Annotated in this window: 17 protein-coding genes; 8 read left to right on the plus strand and 9 right to left on the minus strand. The window is 74.8% G+C overall.

The genetic code is table 11. The annotated features are described in order from the left end of the window. Positions 1–329: 329 nt before the first annotated feature. Positions 330–902, plus strand: a complete 573-nt coding sequence (locus H7H31_RS35055) for a PH domain-containing protein (protein WP_187062622.1) — start codon at positions 330–332, stop codon at positions 900–902. An 82-nt stretch (positions 903–984) separates the two neighbouring features. Here the strand turns inward: H7H31_RS35055 and H7H31_RS21705 are convergent, their stop codons facing one another. The 3 genes from H7H31_RS21705 to H7H31_RS21715 all read right to left on the minus strand — a co-directional run bounded on the left by H7H31_RS21705 (position 985) and on the right by H7H31_RS21715 (position 4,474). Then, positions 985–2,760, minus strand: a complete 1,776-nt coding sequence (locus H7H31_RS21705) for a phospho-sugar mutase (protein WP_187062616.1) — start codon at positions 2,758–2,760, stop codon at positions 985–987. A 302-nt stretch (positions 2,761–3,062) separates the two neighbouring features. After that, positions 3,063–3,908 carry a purine-nucleoside phosphorylase gene (locus tag H7H31_RS21710; protein WP_372454717.1) on the minus strand — a complete coding sequence of 282 codons (846 nt, stop codon included), beginning with the start codon at positions 3,906–3,908 and terminating at the stop codon, positions 3,063–3,065. A 128-nt stretch (positions 3,909–4,036) separates the two neighbouring features. Beyond that, positions 4,037–4,474: a gamma-glutamylcyclotransferase gene (locus H7H31_RS21715; RefSeq protein WP_176162053.1), complete on the minus strand. Its 438-nt coding sequence runs from the start codon at positions 4,472–4,474 to the stop codon at positions 4,037–4,039. A 241-nt stretch (positions 4,475–4,715) separates the two neighbouring features. On the opposite strand from H7H31_RS21715, the gene H7H31_RS21720 reads away from it, so the two are divergent. Both H7H31_RS21720 and H7H31_RS21725 read left to right on the plus strand, forming a co-directional pair. Beyond that, entirely contained in the window at positions 4,716–6,155 is a 1,440-nt protein-coding gene (locus tag H7H31_RS21720) for an NAD(P)H-quinone dehydrogenase (RefSeq protein ID WP_176162052.1), read from the plus strand. A gap of 135 nt (positions 6,156–6,290) precedes the next feature. After that, on the plus strand, positions 6,291–7,283 hold the full coding sequence (locus tag H7H31_RS21725) for a DeoR/GlpR family DNA-binding transcription regulator (RefSeq protein WP_232110346.1): 993 nt from the start codon (positions 6,291–6,293) through the stop codon (positions 7,281–7,283). A gap of 165 nt (positions 7,284–7,448) precedes the next feature. On the opposite strand, the gene H7H31_RS21730 is transcribed toward H7H31_RS21725, so the two are convergent. Together H7H31_RS21730 and H7H31_RS21735 are read right to left on the minus strand one after the other, a co-directional pair. Continuing rightward, on the minus strand, positions 7,449–8,093 hold the full coding sequence (locus H7H31_RS21730) for a TetR/AcrR family transcriptional regulator (protein WP_372454716.1): 645 nt from the start codon (positions 8,091–8,093) through the stop codon (positions 7,449–7,451). A gap of 435 nt (positions 8,094–8,528) precedes the next feature. After that, complete coding sequence (locus H7H31_RS21735) at positions 8,529–10,310, minus strand: ATP-binding protein (protein ID WP_187062618.1); 1,782 nt, start codon at positions 10,308–10,310, stop codon at positions 8,529–8,531. 415 nt (positions 10,311–10,725) lie between these two features. Here H7H31_RS21735 and H7H31_RS21740 point away from each other — a divergent pair, with 415 nt between their 5' ends. Further along, the gene (locus H7H31_RS21740; RefSeq protein ID WP_187062619.1) at positions 10,726–11,184 is read left to right on the plus strand and encodes a hypothetical protein; all 459 of its coding nucleotides are present in this window, start codon (positions 10,726–10,728) and stop codon (positions 11,182–11,184) included. Positions 11,185–11,267: 83 nt separating this feature from the next. On the opposite strand, the gene H7H31_RS21745 is transcribed toward H7H31_RS21740, so the two are convergent. From H7H31_RS21745 to H7H31_RS21755, 4 genes are all read right to left on the minus strand, one after another. Beyond that, positions 11,268–11,903 (minus strand): Maf family protein, encoded by a 636-nt coding sequence (locus H7H31_RS21745; RefSeq protein ID WP_187062620.1) that lies wholly within the window; start codon positions 11,901–11,903, stop codon positions 11,268–11,270. 118 nt (positions 11,904–12,021) lie between these two features. Next, positions 12,022–12,153, minus strand: coding sequence for a morphogenic membrane protein MmpB (gene mmpB, locus H7H31_RS34645; protein ID WP_261801409.1), 132 nt, complete (start codon positions 12,151–12,153; stop codon positions 12,022–12,024). A 97-nt stretch (positions 12,154–12,250) separates the two neighbouring features. Continuing rightward, positions 12,251–12,460 carry an acyl-CoA carboxylase epsilon subunit gene (locus tag H7H31_RS21750; protein ID WP_222624505.1) on the minus strand — a complete coding sequence of 70 codons (210 nt, stop codon included), beginning with the start codon at positions 12,458–12,460 and terminating at the stop codon, positions 12,251–12,253. Positions 12,461–12,473: 13 nt separating this feature from the next. After that, on the minus strand, positions 12,474–14,063 hold the full coding sequence (locus tag H7H31_RS21755; RefSeq protein ID WP_187060307.1) for an acyl-CoA carboxylase subunit beta: 1,590 nt from the start codon (positions 14,061–14,063) through the stop codon (positions 12,474–12,476). Positions 14,064–14,287: 224 nt separating this feature from the next. Between H7H31_RS21755 and H7H31_RS21760 the strand changes: the two genes are divergently transcribed. The 4 genes from H7H31_RS21760 (at position 14,288) to H7H31_RS21775 (ending at position 19,629) form a co-directional block, all read left to right on the plus strand. Further along, a complete protein-coding gene (locus H7H31_RS21760; RefSeq protein WP_187060308.1) occupies positions 14,288–15,277 on the plus strand; it encodes a biotin--[acetyl-CoA-carboxylase] ligase in 990 nt (329 codons plus the stop codon). A gap of 376 nt (positions 15,278–15,653) precedes the next feature. Next, positions 15,654–16,910: an adenylate/guanylate cyclase domain-containing protein gene (locus H7H31_RS21765; protein ID WP_187060310.1), complete on the plus strand. Its 1,257-nt coding sequence runs from the start codon at positions 15,654–15,656 to the stop codon at positions 16,908–16,910. A gap of 329 nt (positions 16,911–17,239) precedes the next feature. Continuing rightward, on the plus strand, positions 17,240–18,034 hold the full coding sequence (locus H7H31_RS21770; RefSeq protein WP_187059782.1) for an enoyl-CoA hydratase/isomerase family protein: 795 nt from the start codon (positions 17,240–17,242) through the stop codon (positions 18,032–18,034). 281 nt (positions 18,035–18,315) lie between these two features. After that, positions 18,316–19,629: a GGDEF domain-containing protein gene (locus tag H7H31_RS21775; RefSeq protein ID WP_217202155.1), complete on the plus strand. Its 1,314-nt coding sequence runs from the start codon at positions 18,316–18,318 to the stop codon at positions 19,627–19,629. The last annotated feature ends 673 nt before the right edge of the window (positions 19,630–20,302 follow it).

The following is a 20,302-nucleotide window of genomic DNA, read 5'->3' on the forward strand; positions in this document are numbered from 1 at the left end:
ACCAGGCTGACCAGGCCCAACGGCCCGAGAAGCCGGAGCGGTCCGAGAAGCCGGAGCGGGCCGGGAAGCCGGACCAGCGCGCGGAGCCCGAGCGGGCCGAACAACCCGCGAAGCCCGAGCAGGCTGAGCGGGCTGGGCAGCCCGACCCGCCCGCGCGGACCAGGCTGACCAAGACGCCCCGCGCCACCGCCGGGTCCGGGGCGGCCGGCGCGGGCCGAGGCGCCACCCGATCGGGCCAGCGCGCCCGGCCGGCGGGGCGCTCGGCATCCCCGTCGCGGGACGCGGACGCGGAGGTGTACGAGGACCGGGTCTACCGCTCCACCGGCGCCATGGCCACCGGCGTGCTGCTGCTCGTGCTCGGCGCCTGGCTCGGCGGCGACGCGCTGGTCCGTGGCGAGGGACGCACGCCGTGGCTCTCCCTGTCCGGGCTGCTCCTCGTGGTGCCGCTGGTGGTGGCGTTCACGCTGCGCCCGGCGGTGTTCGCGGGCGCGGACCGGCTCCTGGTGCGCAACCCGTTCCGTACGATCACGCTGCCCTGGCAGTCGGTCGAGGGGGCCCGCGCCGGCTACAGCAGCGAGGTGCTGGCCGGCGGCGGGAAGTACCAGCTCTGGGCCATCCCGGTCTCGCTGCGGCAGCGCAAGCGCGCCTCGCGGCAGCAGGCGCGCGCCGCCGCCGAGGACGTGAGCGGGCGCGCGCCGGTGGGCGTCCGGCGCGGCGACACGCTGGCCGACTCCGGCCGCGCCCCCTCGGACCAGGCCATCGACGACATCCGCGAGCTGGCCGAGCGGCACGCCACTCGGCCCGGCGCCCAGGGCCAGCCGACCGCGCGCTGGGCGTGGGAGGTGCTGGCACCGGCGGCGGTGGGCGCCGTACTGCTGATCGTCCTGGCCAGCACGGGCTGAGCGCGGCCGTCCGCGCACGCGTGGGGGCCGGCCCGAGTCACACGACCCGGGCCGGCCCCCACGGCATACCGCCGACCCGGCGTCAGATGCCGGCCGCCACGGCCAGGTCGCGCTTGACGGCTTCCAGCACCTCCCGCGCGCGGGCGCGGGCCGCGGGGAGCGCGTCGGGCGCGGCCACCGGGAGGACGACCTCCAGGTAGCACTTGAGCTTGGGCTCGGTACCGCTCGGCCGCACGATGACCCGGGCCGTCTCGACGCCGGAGCCCGCGCCGCCGGCCAGGTGGTAGCGCAGCCCGTCGGTGGGCGGCAGCGCCTCGGAGCCCTGGGACAGGTCCTGGGCCGAGGTCACCGGCAGCCCGGCGAGGTCGGTGGGCGGCTGCGCGCGCAGCCGTTCCATGGCCGCCGCGATCACGGACAGGTCTTGGACCCGCACCGAGAGCTGGTCGGTCGCGTGCAGGCCGTGCGCGAGCGCCAGCTCGTCCAGCAGCTCGACCAGCGTCCGGCCCTCCGCCCTGAGCCCCGCCGCCAACTCGGCCACGAGCAGCGCGGCGGTGATGCCGTCCTTGTCGCGCACGCCGGCCGGGTCCACGCAGTAGCCGAGCGCCTCCTCGTACGCGTAGCGCACGCCGTCGACGCGGGCCAGCCACTTGAAGCCGGTGAGCGTCTCGGCGTACGGCACGCCGGCGGTGGCCGCGATCCGGGAGAGCAGCGACGAGGAGACGATGGTGGTGGCGAAGGTGGTGTCGGTCGCGCTCTGGCCGCCTTGGCCAGCGCGGCCCGTGCGCACCAGGTGCGCCGCGAGCAGCGCGCCGACCTCGTCGCCGCGCAGCATCCGCCAGCCGGCGGGTTCCTCGGGCGCGGGGACGGCCACGGCGCAGCGGTCGGCGTCGGGGTCGTTGGCGATGACGAGGTCGGGGGCGGCGCCGGCGTCGGCGGCGGTCGCGCGGGCCGTGGCGAACGCGAGGTCCATCGCGCCCGGTTCCTCCGGGTTGGGGAACGCGACGGTCGGGAAGTCCGGGTCGGGCTCGGCCTGCTCGGCGACGACGGTGGGCGCCGGGAAGCCGGCGCGCGCGAACGCGGCGGTCAGGGTCTCCCGCCCGACGCCGTGCAGCGGCGTGTAGACGACGCGCACCGCGCGCGGCGAGCCCTCGGTCAGCACGCTGGCGGCGCGCTCCAGGTACGCCTCGACGACGTCCTCGCCGGCGATCTCCCAGCCGGCGTCGGGCCGGGGCACCGCGTGGACGCTGGCGACCGCGGCGATCTCGGCGGCGATCTCCGCGTCGGCCGGCGGGACGATCTGCGAGCCGCCACGGGACGCGGTGCCGGCGACGCCGTCGCCGAGGTAGACCTTGTAGCCGTTGTCGCGGGGCGGGTTGTGGCTCGCGGTGACCTCCACGCCGGCGACCGCGCCCAGGTGCCGGATGGCGAAGGCGAGCACGGGCGTGGGCAGCGGGCGCGGCAGCAGCACGGCGCGCAGCCCGGCGCCGACCATGACGGCGGCGGTGTCGCGGGCGAAGTCGGCGCTGCGGTGTCGGGCGTCGTAGCCGATGACGACCAGCCCCGGCCCGGGCCGGCCACCGGCCGGCTGGGCGTCCTGAGCGGGGCGCGGGCGCTGCCGGTTGAGGTAGCTGGCCAGGCCGGCGGCGGCCCGGATGACCACCGCGCGGTTCATCCGCATCGGGCCGGCGCCCAGCTCGGCGCGGAGGCCCGCGGTGCCGAACTGGAGCGTGCCCGCGAAGCGCGCGGCCAGCTCGTCGCCCGCCCCGGCCTCGATGAGGTCCGTCAGCTCCTGCCGGGTGTCCGGGTCGGGGTCGTCCGACAGCCAGTCCCGGGCTCGGGCGATCAGTTCGTGCTGCACGGTGGTTCCGCCTCTCGCGTGGGGGTTCGCGTCCTTCGGGATGCCGGCTCGGGCGCCGGTCCGGGGCGCCACAGGGCGCGTGCGGGCGAGCCTACGAGCAACGGCCTGCCTCGGCCGGTACGGGTCGCCGCTACGGTCCGGGCCAGCAGGCCCGCCCCGGGCTGCCGTCCCGCGCGGCCGTCCCGCACGGAGCCACCCCGAGCAGGCCCACCCGGGGCGGGCCGACCCGCGTGGAGCCGTGCCGAGTGGAGCGCGGGGTGGTCGGCCGGGCCGACGCGGCCGGGCCGGCCCTGAATGTCCGCTCAGAGCTTGCCGAGCACCTGGCTCAGCAGGCTGCCCATCCGGGCGGCCGAGTCGCGGCCCGCCTGGAGGACCTCCTCGTGGTTGAGGGGCTCGCCGGTCATGCCCGCGGCGAGGTTGGTCACCAGCGAGATGCCGAGCACCTCGGCGCCGGCCTCGCGGGCCGCGATGGCCTCCAGCGTGGTGGACATGCCCACCAGGTCGGCGCCCATCGTGCGGATCATCGCGATCTCGGCGGGCGTCTCGTAGTGCGGCCCGGGGAACTGGGCGTACACGCCCTCCTCAAGGGAGGGGTCGACCTGCTGGCACAGGGCGCGCAGGCGCGGCGAGTACAGGTCGGTGAGGTCGACGAAGTTGGGGCCGACGATCGGGGAGGTCGCCGTGAGGTTGATGTGGTCGCTGATCAGCACCGGCTGGCCGACGCGCATCCCGACCCGCAGCCCGCCGCAGCCGTTGGTGAGCACGACGGTCTTACAGCCCGCGGCGACGGCGGTGCGCACGCCGTGCGCCACGGCGGCCACGTCCCGGTTCTCGTAGTAGTGCGTACGGCCGAGGAAGACCAGCGCGCGCTTGTCGCCGATGCGGTACGAGCGGACCGTGCCGGCGTGGCCGGCGACGGCGGGGGCGGGGAAGCCGGGCAGCTCGGTGACCGGGAACTCGTGGTCCGCGGTGCCGAGCGCGTCGGTGGCGGGCACCCAGCCGGAGCCCATGACGAGCGCGACGTCGTGGGTCTCGGCGCCGGTGAGCTCGCGCAGGCGTGCGGCGGCGCCGTCGGCGGCGGCGAAGGGGGTCTGGCCGCCGGCGTGGAGCGGGCCGCCCTGGATGTCCGAAGAAGCTGATGCGTTCACGCGCACGAGGGTAACCGGTAATCCCCTACGCGCGTAGATGCGTTTGCGACGATGTGCGGGCCAGTGGCCTGGTTCGGTCCTTACTGGCCCGTACGAAACCGTCGTGACCTGCGCGAACGCCGTTCGGCTCAGCAGGGGCGCTTGCGCAGCTCCATCACGTAGTCGTGCGGTGCGCCCGCCGACTCCGCGGCGTCCGCGATCTCCCCCAGATGGCGGGCCGACGGCAGCCCGCCCTCGTACCCGTTGAGCACGTACAGCCAGGCGCTCTCCTCGCCGTCCAGCGTGTGCACCCGCATGCGCGCCCGGCGGTAGATGTCGAGCCCCACGCCCTCCCAGCCGTCCAGCGACTCCTCGTCCATCGGGGCGATGTCGTAGAGGGCGACGAAGACCTGCGAGCCGGGTACTTCGACCAGCGTCGGCAGCGCCCCCTCCCAGCCCATCTGTTCGCCGCCGAAGGTGAGTCGCCAGCCGGAGAGCCAGCCGGTGCCGCGCAGCGGCGAGTGCGGGGCGCGGCGGGACATCAGCCGCGCGTCGAGGTTGCCGGCGTACGCGGCGTAGAGCGACATGACCTTGAGGGTACGGGAGAGCCGCAAGGCGACGTCTGTGACGGCGTCCGCGCAGCCCGGACGCGCGCGGCCGGCCCGGAGGGCCCCGACAGGCGGGTGTTTTGTTGGGTGCGGGACAATGGGGCACGTAACTCATCCCCCTGGGGGCGACCCCCGGACCGGCCGGCGGTGACACCGGCCGCCTTCGCGGCGCGGTCGGGCATCCCGGGCCGACCGAGACGAATACGCGAGGCGAACTTCAGTGACCCGGATCGTGATCATTGGCGGCGGACCTGGCGGCTACGAGGCGGCGCTGGTCGCGGCGCAGCTCGGAGCGGACGTGACCGTCGTGGACTGCGACGGTCTCGGCGGGGCTTCGGTGCTGACCGACTGCGTGCCGTCGAAGACGCTGATCGCGACGGCAGAGGTGATGACGACCTTCGACTCCTCCTACGAGGAGCTGGGCATCATCGTCGCCGACGACACGCCGCCGATGGAGCAGGCCGCCCGGGTGGTCGGCGTGGATCTCGGAAAGGTCAACCGCCGGGTCAAGCGGCTGGCGCTGGCCCAGTCGCACGACATCACCGCCTCCGTCACCCGTGCGGGTGCCCGGGTCATGCGCGGTCGCGGGCGTATCGAGCCCGCGCAGGCGCCCGACGGCTCGCGCACGGTGACCGTGCAGGCGGCCGACGGTACGGAGGAGACGCTGGCGGCGGACGCGGTCCTGATCGCCACCGGCGCCCACCCCCGGGAGATCCCGGACGCGCTGCCGGACGGCGAGCGCATCCTGAACTGGACCCAGGTCTACGACCTCGACGAGCTGCCCGCCGAGCTGATCGTGGTCGGCTCGGGCGTCACCGGCGCCGAGTTCGCCGGCGCGTACCAGGCCCTCGGTTCCAAGGTCACCCTCGTCTCCTCGCGCGACCGGGTGCTGCCGGGCGAGGACCCGGACGCGGCGGCCGTCCTGGAGGACGTCTTCCGCCGCCGCGGGATGAACGTGATGGCCCGCTCGCGCGCGCAGTCCGCCAAGCGGGTGGGCGACCGGGTCGAGGTGACGCTCGCCGACGGGCGCGTCATCTCCGGCACGCACTGCCTGATGGCGGTCGGCTCCATCCCCAACACCGCGCGGATGGGCCTGGAGGAGGCCGGGGTCAGGCTGAAGGAGTCCGGTCACATCTGGACCGACAAGGTCTCCCGTACGAGCGCGCCGGGCGTGTACGCGGCCGGCGACTGCACCGGCATCTTCGCCCTCGCCTCGGTGGCGGCCATGCAGGGGCGCATCGCGATGTACCACTTCCTCGGCGAGCCGGTGGCCCCGCTGAACCTGAAGGCGGTGTCCGCGAACGTGTTCACCGACCCGGAGATCGCCACCGTCGGCTACACGCAGGCCGACGTGGACAGCGGGAAGATCGACGCCCGGGTGGTCAAGCTGCCGCTGCTGCGCAACGCGCGGGCCAAGATGCAGGGCATCCGGGACGGCTTCGTCAAGCTGTTCTGCCGGCCGGGCACCGGCATCGTGGTGGGCGGCGTGGTGGTCTCGCCGCGCGCGAGCGAGCTGATCCACCCGATCTCGGTCGCGGTGGACAACAACCTGACGGTCGCGCAGATCGCGAACACCTTCACGGTCTACCCCTCGCTGTCGGGTTCGATCGCCGAGGTGGCCCGCCAGCTCCAGACCCGCAAGACGCAAAACGAGCTCTAACGCACTCCTATACCACCTGTGCTGCCCAGCAGTGAACAACTTCTGCTAATTGGCGGAACCGGCTGAAAGCAGACGGTCGTTGGCGTTACTGTCAGTTTCGTGTTCGCTGCAGAACGTCGCCAATTGATCCTTGAAATGGTGCGCGCGAACGGAGCCGTCTCGCTCCGTGAGCTCGCCCGTGTCGTCCAGACCTCCGAAGTGACCGTACGGCGGGACGTGCGGGCGCTGGAGGCGGAAGGACTGCTCGACCGCCGGCACGGCGGTGCGGTATTGCCGGGTGGTTTCACCAGGGAGTCCGGCTTTCCGCAAAAGTCCCATCTAGCAACCGCGGAGAAGACGGCCATCGCCGACCTCGCCGCCGGCCTCGTCGAAGAGGGCGAGGCCGTGGTGGTCGGCGCGGGGACGACGACGCAGGAGCTGGCCCGCCGGCTCGCCCGCGTCCCCGGTCTGACCGTGGTCACCAACTCCCTGCTCGTCGCCCAGGCCCTGGCCCACGCCAACCGGGTCGAGGTCGTCATGACCGGTGGCACCCTCCGCGGCTCCAACTACGCCCTGGTGGGCAGCGGCGCCGAGCAGTCCCTCCAGGGGCTGCGGGTCTCCCGCGCCTTCCTCTCCGGCAGCGGGCTGACCGCCGAGCGCGGCCTGTCCACGTCCAACATGCTCTCGGCGAGCGTGGACCGGGCGCTGGTGCAGGCGGCGGCCGAGGTGGTCGTCCTCGCGGACCACTCGAAGCTGGGCACCGACACCATGTTCCAGACCGTGCCCACGGACGTGATCACGCGGCTGGTGACGAACGAGCCGCTGACCCGGGACGAGCGCTCGGCCACCGAACTCCAGGCCCTCGCCGACCAGGGGGTGCAGATCGCCGTCGCCGGCGTCGGGCAGCCGGCCCCCGCTCCCGGCCAGGGCCAGGGCGCCGGCCCCGGCGCCGGCCCGGGCGCCGGCCCGGGCCGCACCGACGGCGGCCCCGCCGTGGGGCGGCCGGCGCGGCGCGACATGCCGCTGCCGGGCCCGCGCCGTACGCATCCCCCCACGGCACCCGGTGGCCCGGGGCTGCGGGGTCCGGTGTCCCTGTCCGAACAACAACTCGGCGGCCGGGTGGCGGACCTGGCACCCCGCCGGCGCTGAGCACACCCCGGGCCGGGCACGGAGCCCCGCCCGGGTCCGCACGCACGCGCCCTCGGGCCGACGCACCCCGCGCGCCGGCCCGGGGGCGCGTGCGCGCCCGCGGCCCCCGGCGGCCCGTCGGCGGGTCGACCGCCGCCCGGACGGGGCGCGGCGGGCGCGGACGCGTTACGCGGCGCCGCCGGCCTCGGGGGCGTCGCCCCGCGGCGCCGGGCCCGGCTCGGACGGCCGGGCGCGCAGCCCCTGGAGCGTGAGGGTCAGCAGCCGGTCGGCCAGCTCCGGGTCGTCGGGGGACTGCTCGACGGCGAGCGCGATCGCGTTGGTCAACTGCATCAGGTCCGCGATGTCCACCCCCGCCCGTACGGCGCCGGCCTGCTGGGCCCGGTCCAGGAGTTCGCTGCCGGCCGCCAGCATCGGCATGCTGCACCGCGACATGGCCGAGCCGTCATCGCCGTGCGCGGCCATCAGCGCCCGGGACAGGCCACGGTAGGTGCTGGCGTGCGTGACGATGGCCCGCAGCCACTCCAGGAGGGCGACGCACGGCTGGGGCGCGGCCAGGAGTTCGCGGGAGCGCGCCAGCAGCGCCTCCACCTCGTCCTCGAAGATCGCGCTCATCAGCGCCGTGCGGTGCGGGAAGTGGCGGTAGAGGGTGCCGATGCCGACGCCGGCCCGCCGCGCGATCTCCTCCAGGGAGGCGTCGGTGCCGCGCTCGGTGAACGCCGTACGCGCCTCGGTCAGCAGCCGCTCGTAGTTGCGCCGCGCGTCGGCGCGCATCGGCCGCCCCTCGGTGACCCCCGCCGTTCCGCTCGCCATCATGGCCCTCCCGTGGACCGCACCGCGCGCCCTGTGGCGGCGGCCGATGCCGTCCGTCCGTGCGTCCCGTCATGCCCTGCCGCGCCGTGGCCCCGTGGTGCTCCCGGCGCCGGCTCCCCGTCGGCGGCGTCGCGCCGGTGTGCGCCGTCCACGCCGCCCGCGGAGCGGCGCGCCGCCCGGCATGACCCTGCCTCCAGCATCGCACTGGTCGGGCGCGCGCCCTGACGGTCGCCGGACGGCCGCGGGCCCGCCGTGCCACTGGTTCGGGTGATGTCGCAGTGTTGCACGCGGGCAGGGGGTGTGGCGGGAAAACAGCGCGGGCCCCGGCCAGGGTGATCCCGGCCGGGGCCCGCGCCCGCGTGCGGTGGGGGACGGCGCCCCGCGCTGCTCGATATGGCTTGATACGGCTGGGGGGCAGCGCGCATCAGCCCGTGCTCAGTCCTTGATCTCGCAGATGACGGCGCCGGCCGAAACGGAGCCGCCGACCTCCGCGGTGAGGTCCTTGACGGTGCCGGCGCGGTGGGCGTTGAGCGGCTGCTCCATCTTCATCGCCTCCAGGACGACGACCAGTTCGCCTTCCTCGACGACCTGGCCCTCCTCGACGGCGACCTTGACGATGGTGCCCTGCATCGGGGAGGCCAGCGCGTCACCCGAGGCGGCGGAACCGGACTTCTTGGTCGCCTTGCGCTTGGGCTTCTTGGCCTGGCCGCCGTTGGGGGCTGTGGGGGCGAAGCCGAGGGAGGCGGGGAGGGAGACCTCAAGGCGCTTGCCGCCGACCTCGACAACCACGGTCTCGCGGCCGGCGCCCTCGCTCTCGCCGTCCTCACCGCTGGCATCGCCGGGGGTGAAGGGCTTGATGTCGTTGACGAACTCCGTCTCGATCCACCGCGTATGCACCCTAAACGCCTCCGAGGAGCCCGAGCGCTCGGGGGCGAACGCCGGGTCGGCGACGACCGCGCGGTGGAAGGGCAACGCGGTCGCCATGCCCTCGACCTCGAACTCGCCCAACGCCCGCGCGGCCCGCTCCAACGCCTGCCGCCGCGTGGCACCCGTGACGATCAGCTTCGCCAGCAACGAGTCCCACGCCGGCCCGATCACCGACCCCGACTCCACCCCCGCGTCCAACCGCACACCCGGACCCGAGGGCCCCGCGAACCGCGTCACCGTCCCCGGCGCCGGCAAGAACCCACGCCCCGGGTCCTCACCGTTGATGCGGAACTCGAAGGAATGCCCGCGCACCGGCGGGTCCTCGTACCCCAACTCCTCGCCATCGGCGATCCGGAACATCTCGCGGACCAGGTCGAGGCCGGTGACCTCCTCGGTCACCGGGTGTTCCACCTGGAGGCGGGTGTTGACCTCGAGGAAGGAGATCGTGCCGTCCTGACCGACCAGGAACTCACACGTGCCCGCGCCCACGTACCCGGCCTCACGCAAGATCGCCTTCGACGCCCGGTACAACTCCGCGTTCTGCTCCTCGGACAGGAAGGGCGCGGGGGCTTCCTCGACGAGCTTTTGGTGTCGGCGCTGGAGGGAGCAGTCGCGGGTGGAGACCACGACCACGTTGCCGTGCTGGTCGGCCAGGCACTGGGTCTCCACATGCCGCGGGCGATCCAGGTACCGCTCCACGAAGCACTCACCGCGCCCGAAGGCGGCCACCGCCTCGCGCACGGCCGAGTCGTAGAGTTCGGCGACCTCGTCCAGGGAGCGGGCGACCTTCAAGCCGCGTCCGCCGCCACCGAAGGCCGCCTTGATCGCGATCGGGAGGCCGTGTTCGCGGGCGAAGGCCACGACTTCTTCCGCGCCGGAGACCGGGTCGGGGGTGCCGGCGACCAGGGGCGCGCCGGCGCGTTGGGCGATGTGGCGGGCCGCGACCTTGTCGCCCAGGTCCCGGATGGCCTGCGGGGGCGGGCCGATCCACGTCAGTCCCGCGTCCAGCACGGCCTGGGCGAAGTCCGCGTTCTCCGACAGGAAGCCATAACCGGGGTGGACCGCGTCCGCGCCGGACTCGGCCGCCGCGGCCAACACCTTGCCCATGTCCAGGTAACTGGTGGCCGGAGTGTCACCACCCAACGCGTACGCCTCATCAGCAACCCGCACATGCAACGCGTCCCGATCCGGGTCCGCGTACACCGCCACACTCCCGATCCCGGCATCCCGACAAGCACGGGCAACACGGACAGCGATTTCGCCACGGTTGGCGATGAGCACCTTGCGCACGATGGCTCCCTCCTTGAAACAAGCAGAGTTTAGGTACAGGCAACACTGTGCGCCGAGAAGCCTCCGGGAGTGAGCTTGACCACAGAGTGCACGCACCAGGTCCCCGCAGAGGGACCACATCCCCCGATGCACCACGGTACGCCCCACTTTCGCGCCTACCGGAGCGCTTCCGTGTGTGGGCAAGGTCTCGCCTGGATGCCCCGGCGAGGGGCCGGGATTCTTTGTGGGGAATCTACTAACGAGGGACGGAAACTTTGCCTTCTCGTCGTCCGTACCTGATGGCGCGGCGGCTGACGGCGCGCGGCGGCCATACGGCCGGTGCAGACCCCTTGTCCGGGCGCCTTACTCGTTAGTAGCGTTCCCGGGACGGCGTACCGGGGGTAACTGACCGGGCGGCACGGAGGAGGTGACGTGAGTGGCGCGCAGAACGGTGGCCGCTGTGGCGGCTGTGGTGCTGATGGTCGAGGCGGTCTTCATCGCGCTGCTCAACTGGGTCCTGGGGCTGGTCGTGGACCACCAGGACATGTCCCTCGCCGACCTGGACCCCGGCGCGATGACCATCGCCACCTGGATCGCGGGCGGGCTCATCGGGCTCTATCTGATCGGCTGTGGCGTCGCGTTGCTGCGGATGGCCGTGCGGGACCTGCCGCCCGGCCGCTTCGCCCGCATCCTGCTCATCACCTGCGCGGTCACCCACGGCCTGCTGGGCGCCTTCGCGGTCGGCCTGGTCGGCTGGCCCGCCTTCGCGTTCATGATGGTCGTGCTCGGCCTGATCGTGCTCAGCCTCTTCAGCTACGACGAGGAGCGCGACGACACGCGTCCGGGCGCCGAGGAGGCGCCCCCGGTCGGCCCCGCGCCGTACACGAGCGCGTAGCCGCGCGGCGCCCGCGCCCGCATGCCGGCGCACGTCCGCGCTCGCGCGCCGGGGCGCGGGCTTCGGCGCGCGGGCGGCCGGCCTCAGCGGGTCGGCGGCTGCCACAAGTCGGTGATGCCGGTGCCCAGTTCGGCCAGCAGGCGGCGCAGCAGCGGCAGCGACAGGCCGATCACGTTGCCCGGGTCGCCGTCGATGCCGTCGACGAACGGCGCCGAGCGGCCGTCGAGCGTGAACGCGCCCGCCACGTACAGGGGTTCGCCGCTGGCCACGTACGCCGCGATCTCCGCGTCCTCCGGGTACCCGAAGCGGACGGTGGTCGAGGCCGTGGCGCTGGCCTGCGCGCCGGTCGCGGTGTCGATGACGCAGTGGCCGGTCTGGAGGACGCCGGAGCGGCCCCGCATCGCCTTCCAGCGCGCGGTGGCCTCCTCGGCGTCGGCCGGCTTGCCGAGCGCCTGCCCGTCCAGTTCGAGGACCGAGTCGCAGCCGACGACCAGCGCGTCGGCCGCCGCCGGGCGCTCGGCCACCGCGCGCGCCTTGGCCTCGGCGAGCACCAGCGCCAGGCGCGCGGGCGAGTCGGCGCTGAGCGCGTCCTCGTCCACGCCGCTGACGATCACCTCGGGGGCCAGCCCCGCCTGGCGGAGCAGGCCGAGGCGGGCGGGCGACTGCGAGGCGAGGATGAGGCGTCGGGGGCCGGTGCGGTCGGCGTGGTGGGCGTTCATGCGCCCATCGTAGGAGGGGCGACGCGCGGGCCACGGCGGGGCACGGGGTGGGTGGGGGAGGGTCGTACGGAGGGTGGGGGCGGGGGGAGTGCGGGGGAGTGGGGGCGGGCGGGTCGGTTCAGGCGCTGAGCGTGATGATGAGCATCAGGACGACCGTGGCGACCGCGAGGACGGTGCCCGCCCGGCGCACCATGGACTCCGTCACCCGGAGTTCATCGGGTGGTTCATCGGGCGGGTCGGACCACAACATGCGGAACATCGTGCGCCGCAAAAGCGGCCGGCGCCTGAGTACGGGTACTCAGGCGCCGGACCGTGCCGTGCTGGTTTTCTGGCGGTTTACGGGTGGGTCAGGCCGGCCAGAAGGCGGTGCGCCACGCCTTCGGCCCCGGGTGGGGCAGCCGGCGGCCGGGGACGGTGCGGGCCGGGTCGGACCACTCCTGCGGTGCCTCGCCGTCGGACGCGGCGGCGCCGCGCGCTGCCGCGCGGGCCCGGACCACCGCCAGGGCGGCGGCGAGCTCCTCGGGGGTCGGGTTACCCCGTACAACCTTGATCACCATGTCAACGGCCCTCCTACAGCGGGATGTTGCCGTGCTTCTTCGGCGGCAGGGACTCGCGCTTGTTCCGCAGTGTGCGCAGGCCGCGGACGATGTGGCGACGGGTCTCCGACGGCATGATCACAGCGTCCACATACCCCCGTTCGGCCGCGACATACGGATTCAGCAGGGCGTCCTCGTAATCGGCGATCAGTTCCCTGCGCAACTCCTCGGCGCGCTCGGGGGTCTCGGCCGCGGCGATGGTGCGCCGGTGCAGGATGTTGACCGCGCCCTGCGCGCCCATGACCGCGATCTGCGCCGTGGGCCAGGCCAGGTTGAGGTCCGCGCCCAGGTGCTTGGAGCCCATCACGTCGTACGCCCCGCCGAACGCCTTGCGGGTGATGACCGTGATCAGCGGAACGGTGGCCTCCGCGTAGGCGTAGATCAGCTTGGCGCCGCGCCGGATGATGCCGCTGTACTCCTGGTCCACGCCGGGCAGGAAGCCCGGCACGTCCACGAAGGTGAGCACCGGCACGTTGAAGGCGTCGCAGGTGCGCACGAAGCGGGCGGCCTTCTCGGACGCGTCGATGTCCAGGCACCCCGCGAACTGGAGCGGCTGGTTGGCCACGATGCCCACCGGGTGGCCCTCGACGCGGCCGAAGCCGGTGATGATGTTGGGCGCGAACAGCGCCTGCGTCTCCAGGAACTCCGCGTCGTCCAGCACGTGCTCGATGGCCTGGTGCATGTCGTACGGCTGGTTCGCCGAGTCCGGGATCAGCGTGTCGAGCTCCAGGTCCTCCGGCGTGACCTCGAGGTCGGCCTCCTCCGGGAAGACGGGCGGCTCGGAGAGGTTGTTGGAGGGCAGGTAGGACAGGAGCGCCTTGACGTACTCGATGGCGTCCTTCTCGTCGCCCGCCATGTGGTGCGCCACGCCCGAGGTGGTGTTGTGCGTACGGGCGCCGCCCAGCTCCTCGAAGCCCACGTCCTCGCCGGTGACCGTCTTGATCACGTCGGGGCCCGTGATGAACATGTGCGAGGTCTGGTCGACCATCACGGTGAAGTCCGTGATCGCGGGCGAGTACACCGCGCCGCCGGCGCACGGGCCGACGATCAGGCTGATCTGCGGGATGACGCCCGAGCCGTGCACGTTGCGGCGGAAGATCTCGGCGAACAGGCCGAGCGCCGCCACGCCCTCCTGGATGCGCGCGCCGCCGCCGTCGTTGATGCCGATGATCGGGCAGCCGTTCTTGAGCGCGAAGTCCATCACCTTGACGATCTTCTCGCCGTAGACCTCGCCCAGCGAGCCGCCGAAGATGGTGAAGTCCTGCGAGTACACGCACACCGGACGCCCGTCCACGGTGCCGTACCCGGTGACCACGCCGTCGCCGTACGGGCGGTTCTTCTCGATGCCGAAGTTCGTCGAGCGGTGCCGCGCGAACTCGTCCAGCTCGGCGAACGACCCCTCGTCCAGCAGCAGGTCGATCCGCTCGCGCGCGGTGAGCTTGCCCTTGGCGTGCTGCTTCTCCACCGCCCGGGCGGAGCCCGCGTGGGTGGCCTCCTGCACGCGGCGCTGGAAGTCCGCGAGCTTCCCCGCGGTGGTGTGGATGTCGTGTTCCGGCTCGGACATCGGGATGCGGCTCCTGCTCGTCCTCGGGGGTGTGGGCCGCCCGCGCTCTCTGCTCGTGCCGCGCGGGTCGGCTTGGCTACCGAGTCGTAGGGTATCGGCGTGACCGCGCTCCGGCGGTGCGTCGTTGGCCACACCAGCGGAGCGCGGCGGCGACCCCGGATCGCACCGTCTCGACCGGGTGTGACGTCCACGGATCAGGTGCCTTCCGCTTCTAGGCTGGCCGCATGACCTCATCTGACGCCCCACAGACCCCCCGCTTCTCCGGCGGCGAGCGCTGGTCCGACCTCGACCGGCCGCCCCTCAACGAGCCCGCCCTGCGCCGGGCGCTGCTGCGCCCCGGCGGCCTGTGGACCGCGCTCGACGTGCTGCCCCGGACCGGCTCCACCAACACCGACCTCGTCGCCCGCGCCGCCGCCGGCGCCGGCGAGGGGCAGATCCTGATCGCCGAGGAGCAGACGGCCGGCCGCGGCCGGCTCGACCGTGGCTGGAGCGCGCCGCCGCGCTCCGGCCTCTTCTTCTCCGTGCTGCTCCAGCCCGGCCCGTCGGTGCCGGCCGAGCGGTGGGGCTGGCTGCCGCTGCTGGCCGGCGTCGCCACGGCCAGCGCCCTGTCCCGCACCGCCGGCGTGGACACGGCCCTCAAGTGGCCCAACGACCTGCTGGTCACGGTGCACGGGGAGGAGCGCAAGCTGGGCGGAATCCTCGCCGAGCGCACCACGGCGCGCACCGCCGGCGCGAACGGCGCCGGGGCCGAGCCGGGCGTCGACTCGCGGACCGACGCGCACGGGGCGCACGTCGCCGGCGCGGACGCGGCCGACGGCGCCGGCGTCGTGGTCGGCGTCGGGCTCAACGTCTCGCTGCGCGCCGCCGAGCTGCCCGTGCCCGGCGCGGGCTCGCTCACCCTGGCCGGCGCCAAGGAGGTGGACCGCGACCCGCTGTTGCGGGCCGTGCTGCGCTCGATCGAGGAGTGGTACGGGAAGTGGCGGGAGGCCGACGGCGACCCGACGGCCTGTCGGCTACAGGAGGCGTACGCGGCCGGCTGCGCCACGCTCGGCCGGTCCGTGCGGGCCGTGCTGCCGGGCGAGCGGGAGTGCGTCGGCCAGGCCGTGGCCGTCGACGGGTACGGCCGGCTGGTCATCGAGACCGAGGGCGGGGGCCGGGAGGCGGTGTCCGCCGGGGACATCGTCCACCTGCGTCCGGCTTCGACGGGAGAGTGAGCTACGGCACACCTGTCGTATCGTTGTGCTGGTCCGTCCGGCTGGCCCGCTGGTGGGACGGGAGCGGGGGTGGTGCCCGCTGGCCACGGTCGCGGAGGCGGCTGGGCTGGGGCGCTGCCGCCGCCCGGTGTTCCGGGGGCGCCGGGCGACGCGTGCCGCCGGTGGCACCGGGCACGATCGGTGGCAACGGTGACAGGCAGGCGTGCGGTATCCGCGTGGCGTTCGAGTTCGCGCGCGGTGGTGCGCGGGGCGCTCCGCGCGAGGGCGGGCGGGGCGTCACGGGCGAGCGGAAGAACGGAAGGGCAGTGCGCAGGGACCGGACAGGGATTGGGGCCTCCTCGCCCAGGGCGACCACGCCACGGACAGGGGTACGCCGGTGAGCGTCGACGACTCGGGTGCCGGTGAACCGGCTCCCCCACACCCTCCGCGCACCGCGCCGGACGCGGCGCGGGCCACCTCGGGCGCCGAGCGCCCCGATGACCCGGCGGCGGACGCCGCCACGGACGAGGCCGGCGCGGAGGAGGACGGGGCGCCCCCGTCCCCGACCGACCCCGGCGCCGGGCACGACCGGAACGCGGCGGCCGAGCGGGCCGCCGCCGTCGAGGACGACCCGATCGCCCTCAAGCTGGAGCAGCTCATCCTGGGCGCCGAGCGGCGGTACACGCCCTTCCAGGCGGCCCGCAGCGCCGGCGTCTCGATGGAGCTGGCCTCCCGCTTCTGGCGGGCCATGGGGTTCGCGGACATCGGCCAGGCGAAGGCGCTCACCGAGGCGGACGTGCTGGCGCTGCGCCGGCTCGCGGGCCTGGTCGAGGCCGGGCTGCTGAGCGAACCGATGGCGGTGCAGGTCGCCCGCTCGACCGGGCAGACCACGGCGCGGCTCGCCGACTGGCAGATCGACTCCTTCCTGGAGGGGCTCACCGAGCCCCAGGAGCCGGGGATGACCCGGACCGAGATCGCGTACCCGCTGGTCGAACTCCTCCTGCCGGAGTTGGAGGAGTTCATCGTCTACGTGTGGCGACGCCAGTTGGCGGCGGCCACCGGGCGCGTGGTGCAGGCGCAGGACGACGCGGAGATGGTCAACCGCCGGCTGGCCGTCGGCTTCGCCGACCTGGTCGGTTTCACGCGGCTGACCCGGCGCCTTGAGGAGGAGGAGCTGGGCGAGCTGGTCGAGGCGTTCGAGACCACGGCGGCCGACCTGGTGGCCGCGCACGGCGGGCGGCTCATCAAGACGCTGGGCGACGAGGTGCTGTACGCGGCCGACGACGCGGGCGTCGCGGCGGAGATCGGGCTGCGGCTCATCGAGACGATGTCGCACGACGAGACGATGCCGGCGCTGCGGGTGGGGCTCGCCTTCGGGTCGGTGACGACGCGGATGGGCGACGTGTTCGGTACGACGGTCAACCTCGCGAGCCGCCTGACATCGATAGCACCGAAGGACGCCGTGCTCGTGGACGGCGCGCTCGCGGACGAGCTGTCGCGCACCGGCGACGCGCCGCGCTCCGAGGCGGAGGCCGCGGCGGCCGAGAAGGAGGGCGAGTCCGTGAAGTACCGGTTCGCGCTCCAGCCCATGTGGCAGCGCGCCGTCCGCGGACTCGGCGTCGTCGAACCCTGGCTCCTCACCCGCCGCCCCTGACCCCGCCGCGCCCCCCGCCCCGCCACGTCCTCGCCCCCGCGCCCGGCGCCGCTGCCACCCCAGGCACCGGCGCCGCGCCGTTCCCCGGGCCGGACGCGTGGGGCTGTGCCGTACGCCGATGCCGTACGCGGGACCCCGCCGTACGCCGACGCCGCGGAGCGGCCCGTACGCGTCCCGCACAGCGCCCGCCTTCCCCCGCGCGCTTCTCCCCGCGCACTCCCCGCGCTCTTCCGGTGGTCGGTCGGTGGGGACGGGAGGTAGCGGGGGTGCGGGTGGGGCTGCGATGATCCGGTGGCAGGTTCACGATCGTTAACTGGGAGGGTGGCGTGATGGCGGAGCAGCGGTTCGGTGAGTGGGTGGCCGTGCGACGGGACGGCTTCGTGGCCGAGCTGGTGCTCGACCGGCCGCAGGCCATGAACGCGGTCTCGACGGAGATGGCCCGCTCGATCGCGGCGGCGTGCGCCGCGCTCGGCGCGGACCGGGACGTCCGGGCCGTGGTGCTGACCTCGACGCACGAGCGGGCGTTCTGCGTGGGCGCCGACCTCAAGGAGCGCAACTCGTTCAGCGACGCCGACCTGGGCCGGCAGCGGCCGGTGGCGCGCGGCGCGTACACCGGCGTCCTGGAGCTGCCGGTCCCGGCCATCGCCGCGGTGCACGGTTACGCGCTGGGCGGCGGGTTCGAGCTGGCCCTGTCGTGCGACGTGATCGTGGCCGACCGGACGGCCGTGGTGGCGCTGCCCGAGGTGTCGGTAGGGGTGATTCCCGGCGGTGGGGGTACCCAGTTGTTGCCGCGCCGGGTGGGTGCGGCGCGCGCCGCCGAGCTGGTGTTCTCGGCGCGCCGGGTCGCCGCCGACGAGGCGCGCGAGCTCGGCCTCGTCGACCAGCTCGTCGACGCGGGCGAGGCCCGGACCGCGGCGCTCGAGTTGGCCGGTCGGATCGCCGCCCACTCGCCGGTGGGGCTGCGGGCGGCCAAGCGCGCGCTGCGCCTGGGCCAGGGCCTCGACCTGCGGGCCGGGCTTGAGGTCGAGGACGCGGCGTGGCGGTCGGTGGCCTTCTCCGGCGACCGGGCCGAGGGCGTCGCGGCGTTCAACGAGAAGCGGACGCCGCGGTGGCCGGGTGAGTGAGCGGGCGGGCGCGGGCGGCACGGCGGGGGGCCGGTTGGTATGGATGCGGGAGGTTACGGGCGAGCAGCGTTGACCGTCCTCGCGCGGTGACCGAGACTCCGGGGGCGGGAGGGTGCCGCACGGGTGGGCCCCTGCCGCGCAGCTCAACCTGCCGCAAGCGAAAATTGCCGAACATTCTTACGCTGAGGTGCGGGCATGTGCGGACAGTGACGGAATGCGAGGCGTGCGTGACGGATCGGGGCGATGCGAGGCTGACTGCCGTGGCGGGGCTCGCGCAGGCGATGGCGGCCGCGCACACGGCACGGGAGTCGATGCGCGCCGCCGCGCTGAGCGCCCTGGGCGCGCTGGAGGGGTCGTTCGCCGCGATCTGCGTGTGGGAGCGCGAGCTGGGTCGGCTGCGGGTGCTGGTCAACGTCGGGGAGCTGGCGCCGGGCGAGGAGCAGTTCCCCGTGGACGAGACGTACCCGGTGCACGACTTCCCGGAGATCACCGAGTTCCTGCACGAGCGGTGGATCGACGGCGGCGAGCCGCGCGCCTGGGTGGAGACGGCGTCGGGCCAGGTGGCCACGGACGCGCCGGCGGCCGACGCGACCGGCTCGGGCGGTGGGCGTCGGGGCGGGGCGCGGTCCGGGCGGGTCGCGGCGCTGCGGCGGCGCGGCCGGGGCTGCTGCGTGGTGGCGCCGATCGTGCTGCGCGGGCGGGCGTGGGGCGAGCTGTACGTGGCGCGGCCCCCGGGGCGGCCGGCGTTCGACCGGGCCGACGCCGACTTCGCCACCGTGCTGGCCTCGGTCACGGCCGCCGGCATCGCGCAGAGCGAGCGGCTTGAGGAGGCGCACCGGCTGGCCTTCACGGACCCGCTGACCGGGCTCGCCAACCGGCGCGCGGTGGACATGCGCCTTGACGAGGCGCTGGAGGCGCACACCCGGCAGGGCGCGGTGGTGAGCCTGGTGGTGTGCGACCTCAACGGGCTCAAGCGGGTCAACGACTCGCTCGGCCACGAGACGGGCGACCGGCTGCTGGAACGATTCGGCTCGGTGCTCTCGGTGTGCGGCGCGATGCTGCCGGGGGCGCTGGCGGCCCGGCTCGGCGGCGACGAGTTCTGCCTGCTCGCGGTCGGCCCGCCGGCGGACGCGGTGGTGGCGGTCGCCGGCGAACTGTGCCGCCGGGCGGGCGCCCTGGAACTCGGCGAGGGCGTGGCCTGCGGCGTGGCGTCCACCGGCGATCCGATCGGCCCGGTGCGCTCTGCGCGCCGGCTGTTCCGGCTGGCGGACGCGGCCCAGTACCGCGCGAAGGCGGCCCACGCGGACCGCCCGGTGGTCGCCGGCCGCGACGGCGGCACCAAGGACCCGGTGGTCCGGCTCGCCGACGCCCCGGCCCCCACCGCGGACCGCCGCCGCATCCGTGGCCGGGGCCGGGGCAACGGCGCCTCCCGTGGCAAGGCCGCCCCCCAGCCCGGCGGCGCCCCGGGCGGCACGTCCGGCGCCCCCGGATCCCCGGGCGGCGGCAACGGCCCGGGCGGCGGCCCCGGCGGCGGCCTGTCCGGCGGCGGCGGGGTGCCCGGCGGCGGCCTGGCGGGGGGCCGTGGGCGGCGCTGAGCCGCGGTGAGCCGGGGCGCGGGCGCGCGGCGGGGCCGGGTGCGACTTGGCCCGGCGGGTGGGCCGCGCGGCGCGCGGGGCGCGGGACGCGGGGCGCCGGCTGATGCCGTTCGTGCGCCGTGAGGACAGCTTTCGCGCGCGTCGGTTGGCACGGTTGGCGTGAGGCGCCGACTGGCATCGCTCGTACGCCGATGGCCAGCTCTCGCGCGTCGGTTGGCATGGCTGGCCCGGCTGGCGCGAGGGGGCCGGCCGACGCCGTTCGTACGTCGTCGGCCGATGTCGTTCGTACGCCGCCGGCCGAGTCCCCGCGCGTCGGCTGGTCGGTACGTCCACCGGGTGGCCCGGACGCGGGCGGCGGCCGGGCCAGGTGGGGGGTCGCCCCGGGGTCAGCGGCGTTGCGCCCAGACGATCAGCAGGGTGACGAGCGCCGAGCCGCCCGCGCTCGCCGCGCCGGCCAGGGCCTGGAGCGCGAGGCGGCGGGTCAGCCGCCGCCAGCGCAAGGGCCGGTCGGGTGGCGGCGCCTCTTCGCCGTCGTGGCGGTGGGGTGGGTGGGTGCTGGTGATGGCTCCTCCTCGGGTCGGTCCTGGCCGGTGCGCCTCACTGTCGCCCGGCGGCGGGGAGTTGCGGCAAGGGGCGACGGGGGGTGCGCGGCGGATCGGCGACGCCGCCGCGC

It is taken from the genome of Streptomyces buecherae (assembly GCF_014295035.1).
In the GTDB taxonomy this organism is placed as follows: Bacteria; Actinomycetota; Actinomycetes; order Streptomycetales; family Streptomycetaceae; genus Streptomyces; species Streptomyces youssoufiensis.

Excerpts from the sequence above, each read along its gene's own strand:
- H7H31_RS35055 (WP_187062622.1), top strand. The coding sequence starts at position 330 with ATGGCCACCGGCGTGCTGCTGCTCGTGCTCGGCGCCTGGCTCGGCGGC.
- H7H31_RS21715 (WP_176162053.1), bottom strand. The coding sequence starts at position 4,474 with ATGTCGCTCTACGCCGCGTACGCCGGCAACCTCGACGCGCGGCTGATG.
- H7H31_RS21725 (WP_232110346.1), top strand. The coding sequence starts at position 6,291 with ATGGTGCGCGCGAACGGAGCCGTCTCGCTCCGTGAGCTCGCCCGTGTC.
- H7H31_RS21730 (WP_372454716.1), bottom strand. The coding sequence starts at position 8,093 with ATGGCGAGCGGAACGGCGGGGGTCACCGAGGGGCGGCCGATGCGCGCC.
- H7H31_RS21745 (WP_187062620.1), bottom strand. The coding sequence starts at position 11,903 with ATGAACGCCCACCACGCCGACCGCACCGGCCCCCGACGCCTCATCCTC.
- mmpB (WP_261801409.1), bottom strand. The coding sequence starts at position 12,153 with ATGTTGTGGTCCGACCCGCCCGATGAACCACCCGATGAACTCCGGGTG.
- H7H31_RS21750 (WP_222624505.1), bottom strand. The coding sequence starts at position 12,460 with ATGGTGATCAAGGTTGTACGGGGTAACCCGACCCCCGAGGAGCTCGCC.
- H7H31_RS21755 (WP_187060307.1), bottom strand. The coding sequence starts at position 14,063 with ATGTCCGAGCCGGAACACGACATCCACACCACCGCGGGGAAGCTCGCG.
- H7H31_RS21760 (WP_187060308.1), top strand. The coding sequence starts at position 14,288 with ATGACCTCATCTGACGCCCCACAGACCCCCCGCTTCTCCGGCGGCGAG.
- H7H31_RS21770 (WP_187059782.1), top strand. The coding sequence starts at position 17,240 with ATGGCGGAGCAGCGGTTCGGTGAGTGGGTGGCCGTGCGACGGGACGGC.
- H7H31_RS21775 (WP_217202155.1), top strand. The coding sequence starts at position 18,316 with ATGGCGGCCGCGCACACGGCACGGGAGTCGATGCGCGCCGCCGCGCTG.